Genomic DNA, 8,499 nt, shown 5'->3' with positions numbered 1-8,499 from the left:
GTAAATGTTATAATTGGACACTATAAATTTACGAATTTTTCGCGAGAATACCAAGAAAATCAGCCATTTAGTTTTATGCTAAATGGCTGATTGTTTTATTATTGGATAACTGAACTCTTATATCGAACTCACGTTAATATCCTGAAATTGCATAAAAACATACAAAAATCGGCCTGAAAAGACCGATTTTCGCTGTTTTTTTAGTGTATGCCCGGTTTTCAACTTCCTGAGAATCGAATATACGAACTAATCTCGAAAAATTCCAGATTATTCTAAAATATTCAATTCTCAGAGGCTTTAATCAGAGGAGTTCTGCAACACCCTCATTAAGTTAGATACTCAAACGGGCAAATTAGAGCTAATACAATGGTCACTAAAATCTAAAGACGAATTTTCAGCGATATTAAGTAATGAAGATTTATCTTGGTATAATGGATTAAATTCATTTGAATTATACCCCACAAAAAACATGTATCAATTCATACTTTTAGATAAAGCAACAGGTAGAAATTGGCATGTCCAGTGGGGTACAAAATCATCTGAGAGGTGGATTAGGCGTATATATTGATTGTGACTATTTTGATTATCAATGTGCTGGTATTGTTTGGCGCAAATACGGAGATTTAATTTCATGAGAATGACATCGGTTACTTTATCGTTTCTTACTTGGAAGGATAGTTGAAGCCCAGTCGGGAAGCTCCTCAACATAGCGTTTCACAAGCTCTCCTTCGCTCAGTCGGAAGAGAAGCCTCGCTTCCGCATCCTCAATTGAATTGTCATAGACATATAGCCTATCGACATATGGAGCCAAGGCTATACAGTTTGCGATGGACTTATCGTATCGTGATATGATTTTGGGAATTGGCACATCATGTCCGCCATTCAGCACTCGGTTAGCGACACGTTTTGCATTGATGGTTGGAGATTCAGTGGATACGAAGAACAAGCGGATGAAGAATCCCGCTTCTTTTGCTCTGAGAATGTATTCGACCTTATCGGTGGCTGACATCACAGTCTCAAATATATGGCTCTTGCGTTCTGAAAGACATTTTTCCCTCCATTCATTGCAATAGTTGGCTGCTTTAAGAACAGATTCCAGATTGTTCCAGTCACCGAATACATCGCGGGCGACATTGTCGGGGTTTATATACTCCGAATCCTCCAGCCACTCATGATGTAGAATCTTGGAGGTCACGGAAGTCTTGCCCGACCCGTTAGGCCCGGCAATCACAATCAGGACTGGCCGATGTTCACTTGCTGTCATAGCGAAGCCTGTTTAAGGTTTCTTCAACTCTTGCGCGGGCCTCATGCGTAGCAGCCTCAATCCCGGCAGCCACACGCTCGGCAGCCCGGCGGGTGCTTTCGCGAGCATCCTCGGCAACTTCACGCATAATCTGTGCCATGCGTTCGTCGCCCGGCTCCTCCATCGACGTCAGTCGATAACTATTCATTTCTGCTTCCGACATAATCTATAATCTTTTCTTATTCAACGCCAAAGTTAAGAAAAAAGTCTGAACCAACCTTAATTTTGTTTTGCAGATTAAAGGAAACAAGTATTTGTTTGAAAGCGTACAAATAAAAAAAGAATGTAACTCACATTGAGTTACATTCTTTTTTTATTATTGAATTGGAAACTTACTTCACTTCCTCAAATCTAACCATATATGATTACCAATATATTGGTATTACATGGTACAAATATGGATATTCAAATTCGTAGGAATGACATCGGTTACTTTGCCGTTTTCTATCTCGGAAGGATAGTTGAAGCCCAGTCGGGAAGCTCCTCAACATAGCGTTTCACAAGCTCTCCTTCGCTCAGTCGGAAGAGAAGCCTCGCTTCCGCATCCTCAATTGAATTGTCATAGACATATAGCCTATCGACATATGGAGCCAAGGCTATACAGTTTGCGATGGACTTATCGTAGCGGGATATGATTTTGGGAATAGGCACATCATGACCGCCATTTAGCACGCGGTTAGCGACTCGCTTAGCATTTATAGTGGGGGATTCGGTGGAGACAAAGAAGAGACGGATGAAGAATCCGGCTTGCTTCGCTCTGAGAATATAATCGATTTTGTCGGTGGCTGACATCACAGTCTCAAAGATATGGCTCTTGCGTTCAGCAAGACATCTTTCCCTCCATTCATTGCAATAGTTGGCAGCTTTGAGAACCGATGCCTGATTGTTCCAGTCGCCGAACAGATCGCGGGCGACATTGTCGGGATTGATATACTCCGAATCCTCCAGCCACTCATGATGCAGAATCTTTGAGGTCACGGAAGTCTTGCCCGACCCGTTTGGCCCTGCAATCACGATCAGAACCGGCTTGTGTTCACTTGTCGCCATTGCGAAGTTTGTTTAAGGTTTCTTCAACTCTTGCACGAGCCTCAAGTGAGGCAGCCTCAATTCCAGCAGCCACACGCTCGGCAGCCCGTCGGGTGCTTTTTCGGGCATCTTCGGCGACTTCACGCATAATCTGAGCCATGCGCTCGTCGCCCGGCTCCTCCATCGATGTAAGTCGATAACTATTCATCTGCTCTTCCGACATAATATAATCTTTTCTTATTCAACGCCAAAGTTACGAAAAAAGTCTGAACCGACTTCGCTATTTTCAGTAATCCGCATCATCGTTATGCCTATGGAGTATCCAAAGTATCCAAAACGGATGATCCATTAATTCGACATTTAATAAACTCATTTCTTTAATAACCTGTATTCCAACCTCTTCAAAGGAGTTATGAAACATTAACCCTTGCTGCATAAAGGACGAGAAAACCCTTCTAGATTTATCTAAGCAATTCAATGTTCTTGAATTCGAATTTCAAAGGCTTGTTCCCATTTCCATTATACGCCTCAACAAACGCTTTGAACTCATTAATATAGACATTATCAATATTGATTTCTATCCCATTGTTGCCACAAAAGTCCTCAAATGAAGTCCAATTATCCCAGTACCTAGTGAAATCTGTAGAGATATAAAACTCTCCTGTAGGGTCGCCTCCTATTCTATGATACCATATTAGGTTTGGAATAATATTTACAAGGGATCCTGCGATATAAGTTTGGTATATTTCCTCTATTTCAGCGATGGGGAATACTTCCTTTTCTACTTGTTCTCCCACATCATTCTCTACTTTAGATATTATAGAAGCTCTCATATGACATTCTCTAACGTTCTCATAAGACAACCCTTCTTCAATGGAATATTGAAGCATATTTTTCAATATGCAATTCATCTCTTCGTCACTGAGATATTTATGCCATAATGACCTCTCTCGATTCCATAATGAATAGCAAGCTAATACTCCAAATGAAAATCCATTGGCATTAATAAGGGTAATGAGTTTGTTTTTCCTCTCAATCTCTGTCAGCTCAAGTTTTTCCAAATATTTAGATATCGTTTCAAAGACAAAATACTTACAATATCTGGCCATTGCATAATACATGACAGGAAGTAAACATTCAATTACCTCCTTTGATTCTATGACTTGATCCTTGCTATGTAGCCATATCCTTCTGAGATATAGACCATCTTCATCTTTGTCAAGAATTTCTTTTACGACATCAAGTGGTTGCGTTATAAATTCGATAAATTTTTCATCACTCATATCATTGTCACTTAAATCTTGATAGAAGTAACGATAGGTATAATTGCTATCTCTAAAGGATTTGGGACAAGCATGCCAACTATATTTGGGCAATAAACGATCTAATATGTCATCAAGATCTTTTCTATCGGATTCAGGAATGTCGGTATAAACCTTTGTCTTTTTCAAATCTGCATGAGCATTTTTATTGAACCATGTGAGATGATCTTCAGAAACTTTTGTCCCATCCCATAATGTATAATTGTCACCATGATCAGCAATTAGATAGGTTTCCGTATCCTGCTCAAGGGCAGAATAAATTTTGGGGAAGAGCATGTTTAGCAATTCCAAGTCTGCCAGGTCAGTGATTATGCATTCAGACCTGAGGACTTTATATTTCACAGAAATACTATTCATCCAGCGATAGATTCCTCTGAGATTACCCAATGGCTCAAATACATAACCTTTGTTGAATAAGGAATTGTCTTGACTTATATATTCCTTGAAATTATATAAATCATCCTCATCCATGAATTGTTTTGCAATCTCTATAATCCTTCCTTTCAAAACTTTTTTACTATAAATAGGAAGATTATATTCATGCTCAAAGAATTTTTCAATATAGTGAGGGTTTATGGCTTTTGAAGACTCACTTAACGCTATTTGAACATAATCTTTGTCAAAAGCTGTAAGAAAGATGAAATTTGGGAAATTGGCGCTTCCACGGATTAAACGCAGAACCTCTTGAATTTCTGTAGAGGAAAGTCGATCGAAATCATCGATTATAATAATCAATTTTCTACCTAATACTTTCAGCAGGCTGGAAATATCAGTCATCAAGGTTTTATAATCTTTCTTGCCTCTAAGTAACTTCTGAGCAAATGAATACTCTGTGTCACTTAGCAAATCAGCATATTCCGCAAAAAAGTCGGAAAGTTGATTATTTATATCTTTAAAGTCATTTTCAAGCCTTGAGAAAAACATTTTTGTTATATCTGAAGATGGGCTGAAATGCCATGGGGAAAACTCCATGATGATAGAACCATCATTCATCGCAACCTGTTCTTTTATAAGATTTAGAAATGATGTTTTGCCATAACCCCATGGCGAGTTGATAGCTATGGAGCAAGCACCTTTCTGAACATCTAGATCATATATCCATTTGGCGATATTGCGAGCAAATGTTTTTCTACCGAGGATATCTTCTTCAGCTCGTACTATAGGTCCATCATCTGTGTAGACATAATCCTTTCTTTGGGATATTCTTTCAAGTACCCTAACTTCTTTATCTCTTCGTCTTCTGATTTGCGCCCATAAGAATTTACTCCAGAAGACAAAATAGACGATAAGCACAGTAAAGAGAAGAAATATTGTAAGAGAGCTGTATGTCAAACCTGTATTGAAAATACCCAGTTGCACCCATTCGTTAGAGATAAAACTCTCATACCCCCATATTATGCTTACAAAAAGGAATATGTAAAAAGGAAGAGATGGGAAGTGCCAAAATTTATTGTTCCTAAATTTGTAAATCGTAATGGTGAGTATCAGAAAGGCGAGTATGATTATAGTACAATCAATAACGACAAATATCTTTTTATCTAAATCAAGTAATCTTACTGAATACGGTTCAATATATTTAGAAATCAAACCATTGACAATAGGAATGACTAATATTGCCAATAATATGATAAGAAGGGATATAGTAGTACCTTTTACAATAGAAGCAAGGTTATCTTTTAAGAACTTCTTACATGAAATATAAAGTCCTTTTATAGATAGATACAACTTTTTCATAATCAATATTCTATTATAGATTGAAACTATGTACCTTTTACCATCGTATCAAAACTCATACCTTCGTAACGGAATAGGCTTATTCTATGTCAAGTGGAATGATGTCGCCATTGAAGCGGTCGAAGTCCGATTGGAATAGTCGGTCCTGAATGACACGGTATTTCTCAAACTCGGATTCGGCAAAGGCCTTTGCGAAGTCGGCGGTAATCTTTCCGGCATCCTGCAAAACCGCGTTGTCAGTAGCTTCAAGAATCATGTCGATACGCTTTGCCCAGTCCTCCATCGTCATTGGGATATGCCGTTTCGCCATGACCTCTGCCATATCGAGAACTGCGTTGACAAGACGTCCCATAATTTCAAGTTCATTACCTTTGAGATAGTTCTTGGCAATGCTGACATCGGTCTTGACAATCTTTCCTTCGGGTGCGTTCTCCCAAGTGGTCAGACCCATGTGCTACTTCTCGGCATTGGCACGCTCTACAATAAGCTCGGCGGCAGTATGACCATGCGTAGCATAGTGCATCTTATTCTGAATCTTCTTGAAGAACAGTCTGGTTGTAGGCGCATCCCGGTTGTAGTCGATAGCCGTGGCGTATATATCCGTCAATTTCTGATAGAACCGCCGCTCACTGAGACGAATCTCTCGAATCTCGGCTAACAGATGCTCGAAATAGTCGATATTGAGGAACGCACCGTTCTCCATCCGCTTCTTGTCTATCACATAGCCACGGATAGCAAACTGGCGCAAAATAAACGTACACCACTGCCTGAACTGCGTCGCTCTTGTGCTGTTCACGCGATACCCGACACTGATAATGGCATCGAGATTGTAAAATTTCAGATTACGGTTGACCTGACGCTCTCCCTCGGTTTGAACTACCGAGAAATTCTCGGTAGTTGCCTCCTGCGTCAACTCGCCGGTTTCATATATATTTTTCAGATGCAGCCCGATATTATCAGCAGAGCAGTCAAATAACTGCGCCATAGCCTTCTGTGTGCACCACACTGTTTCATCGTGGTATACTACCTGCACGCCTGATTCTTTCCCTTCAATCTGAAAGATCAGGAACTCCGCCGTACTATTTCGTATCTTAAGCTTCTTCGCCATATAAATATCAGAATCATGCTCGTTAACAAGTCTATAGTTTAGATAAAACCCTCTTAATATTTTGTTTATCCTTGATTTATAAGATTCTTAATTTTGTCAAAAACGCAATGAAATGCACTAAAATCCATACTGTCAAAAGGCTGAGTCTTATTTAAAATATTGACCGCAAATTGTTCCTTTGATAGAGCAAGGCTGTTCCCATTAAGGTCAATAACCTCATCACATTGGATTTTTTCTTGAGAAGGATTTATGTATTTTTTTACATCATGGATATTCTTAACTCCAATCTGTAAATTGGCTTCTAATCTACCATTTTCATTAAATTCTGAAGAAACATAAAGTCGACGGTGATTATCATCCTCTTTTTTTAAATCTGCGTCCTGATATAAAAATTCAATTGAAATTCCTAATGTATTATAAGTCCTATATGAAGGGATGTCTATTGATATGCCCCATACATTATGACCATAATCTCTTTGCCCCCCTTCCTTATGAATATTTTTACCATTTGCTTCATCGCAATCAAATATTCCTATTATAGGATAACGTTGCGGGAACTGACCATATTGATTTAACAAATTATGTAGCTTAGAATCTCCGAAATCAAATTCGTATTCAACAATCTCGATATCGAGATCAGTGTATTCTCCATTCTCTTTGAAAGAGGATAATGCAGCCTTAAGATGTTTCCAGTCAGTTTTACCTTCTGTAATTATTATTGGGCGTTTAATATCCTTTATAGAATCTGACAAAGATGCGACTTGTGTCGCATATCTTTGGTTTTCTTGGGTCATCATTTCATAAACTTCTCTATAAAGACCATTTTCTTCTGGCGCGACAGAAATTCCATTATTATCCAAATCTATCAATATACTTCTGTCTTTTATCATTTCAGCTAAACTCATATTAAAAAAGGGTGAATGGGAGCTGATTATAAATTGCACATTTGGAAATATTTTGAATAATTGAGGAAGCACTACTCTTTGAAGAGATATATGTAGATGTTTCTCGATTTCATCAATTAATACAATACCTTTTATATGCGTGGGCTCAATATTAATATTTAAATTATCAGCCTGTCTCAGGATCTCTCCAAAAATACATAATAAAGCCGCTTCCCCCGAAGAAAGGCAGTGAATATTGGGTACAACTGCTGAGCTTCCATCATGGGTAACAATGTTTATTCGCTGGCCGCTGTTATTACGTTTGCTAATTGCAAATCGGAGTGCTCCTATTTTTTTAGAAGATAATATTTGTGTAATTATATTGTTTAAATTTGTCAATACATTTTTTTCTGGAGTGATGTCAATTCTTTTTATCGAACCATCAGGCATCTTTATAGGAGGAGTGTAATGAGGATATACTTCCCCATCGAGAACAACATCTAAAATCCAATTAGACAAATCCCTCAACCCCGTAATAACTTCGATTGGATTTGGAAGTACTCCACCCCAAATAGCTTCCTGTTTAAAATGATTAGATTGTTTATATGGATCATTAAGATAAACAGGCTGTTCATACCTATAAGCAGGGAAATATGTTATAACATTATTCTCGTAGAGACGCTCTATTTTCGTCTTTATGCAATTTGAAGAGGCTATTTTAGCACAAGGTGCGTTGTCTAGTATATTCTTTAATCTATCATAATCTATAAGTATATCTGGAACTATTGATTTAAATTCATCCGCAGTAATACGCCCTCGACAATCAAGATAATCAATTTGGTCGTCATCGTCAATAAATCGGATATAAACCAAAGAATATTTAGACCTATCAAGATTAAACAAAGAAGAAGATACTCGATAGAACTTATTTTCTTTACCTTCGTAAGTCGACGGATATGCCTCTCGCGCTAGTTCATGGAACGCATCAACAATATGAGAAATAATTGTTGTTTTTCCTTTACCATTTATTGCAGTCAAGACATTAATTCCATTCTGCTTAAAATCTAATTCAAGATGTTCAAATGGAGCGCGATTTATAAATATTATTTTTTGTATTTGCAT

Annotated in this window: 6 protein-coding genes and 1 pseudogene; all 7 read right to left on the bottom strand. The window is 38.1% G+C overall.

Annotation, left to right across the window (positions count from 1 at the left end):
- Positions 1 to 652: 652 nt before the first annotated feature.
- The gene (locus QGT73_RS10340; protein WP_280122393.1) at positions 653 to 1,264 is read right to left on the bottom strand and encodes an ATPase; all 612 of its coding nucleotides are present in this window, start codon (positions 1,262 to 1,264) and stop codon (positions 653 to 655) included.
- Positions 1,251 to 1,451: a hypothetical protein gene (locus QGT73_RS10335; RefSeq protein ID WP_280122392.1), complete on the bottom strand. Its 201-nt coding sequence runs from the start codon at positions 1,449 to 1,451 to the stop codon at positions 1,251 to 1,253. Before QGT73_RS10335 ends, QGT73_RS10340 begins: the two co-directional genes overlap by 14 nt.
- A gap of 296 nt (positions 1,452 to 1,747) precedes the next feature.
- Positions 1,748 to 2,350 carry an ATPase gene (locus QGT73_RS10330; protein WP_280122391.1) on the bottom strand — a complete coding sequence of 201 codons (603 nt, stop codon included), beginning with the start codon at positions 2,348 to 2,350 and terminating at the stop codon, positions 1,748 to 1,750.
- Positions 2,337 to 2,537, bottom strand: coding sequence for a hypothetical protein (locus QGT73_RS10325; RefSeq protein ID WP_280122390.1), 201 nt, complete (start codon positions 2,535 to 2,537; stop codon positions 2,337 to 2,339). Before QGT73_RS10325 ends, QGT73_RS10330 begins: the two co-directional genes overlap by 14 nt.
- A 253-nt stretch (positions 2,538 to 2,790) precedes the next feature.
- Positions 2,791 to 5,385 carry a KAP family P-loop NTPase fold protein gene (locus QGT73_RS10320; RefSeq protein ID WP_280122389.1) on the bottom strand — a complete coding sequence of 865 codons (2,595 nt, stop codon included), beginning with the start codon at positions 5,383 to 5,385 and terminating at the stop codon, positions 2,791 to 2,793.
- 79 nt (positions 5,386 to 5,464) lie between these two features.
- A pseudogene (locus QGT73_RS10315) lies at positions 5,465 to 6,493 on the bottom strand (virulence RhuM family protein).
- A 65-nt stretch (positions 6,494 to 6,558) separates the two neighbouring features.
- Positions 6,559 to 8,499: an AAA family ATPase gene (locus QGT73_RS10310; RefSeq protein WP_280122388.1), complete on the bottom strand. Its 1,941-nt coding sequence runs from the start codon at positions 8,497 to 8,499 to the stop codon at positions 6,559 to 6,561.

The sequence above is a fragment of the Duncaniella muricolitica genome (genome assembly GCF_910574735.1).
Taxonomy (GTDB): Bacteria; Bacteroidota; Bacteroidia; order Bacteroidales; family Muribaculaceae; genus Duncaniella; species Duncaniella muricolitica.
This window is presented reverse-complemented; position numbering and strand designations above follow the sequence as displayed.

What these genes read in the sequence shown, in the direction of transcription:
- QGT73_RS10340 (WP_280122393.1), bottom strand. Translation starts at nt 1,264, where the DNA reads ATGACAGCAAGTGAACATCGGCCAGTCCTGATTGTGATTGCCGGGCCT.
- QGT73_RS10335 (WP_280122392.1), bottom strand. Translation starts at nt 1,451, where the DNA reads ATGAATAGTTATCGACTGACGTCGATGGAGGAGCCGGGCGACGAACGC.
- QGT73_RS10330 (WP_280122391.1), bottom strand. Translation starts at nt 2,350, where the DNA reads ATGGCGACAAGTGAACACAAGCCGGTTCTGATCGTGATTGCAGGGCCA.
- QGT73_RS10325 (WP_280122390.1), bottom strand. Translation starts at nt 2,537, where the DNA reads ATGAATAGTTATCGACTTACATCGATGGAGGAGCCGGGCGACGAGCGC.
- QGT73_RS10320 (WP_280122389.1), bottom strand. Translation starts at nt 5,385, where the DNA reads ATGAAAAAGTTGTATCTATCTATAAAAGGACTTTATATTTCATGTAAG.
- QGT73_RS10310 (WP_280122388.1), bottom strand. Translation starts at nt 8,499, where the DNA reads ATGCAAATACAAAAAATAATATTTATAAATCGCGCTCCATTTGAACAT.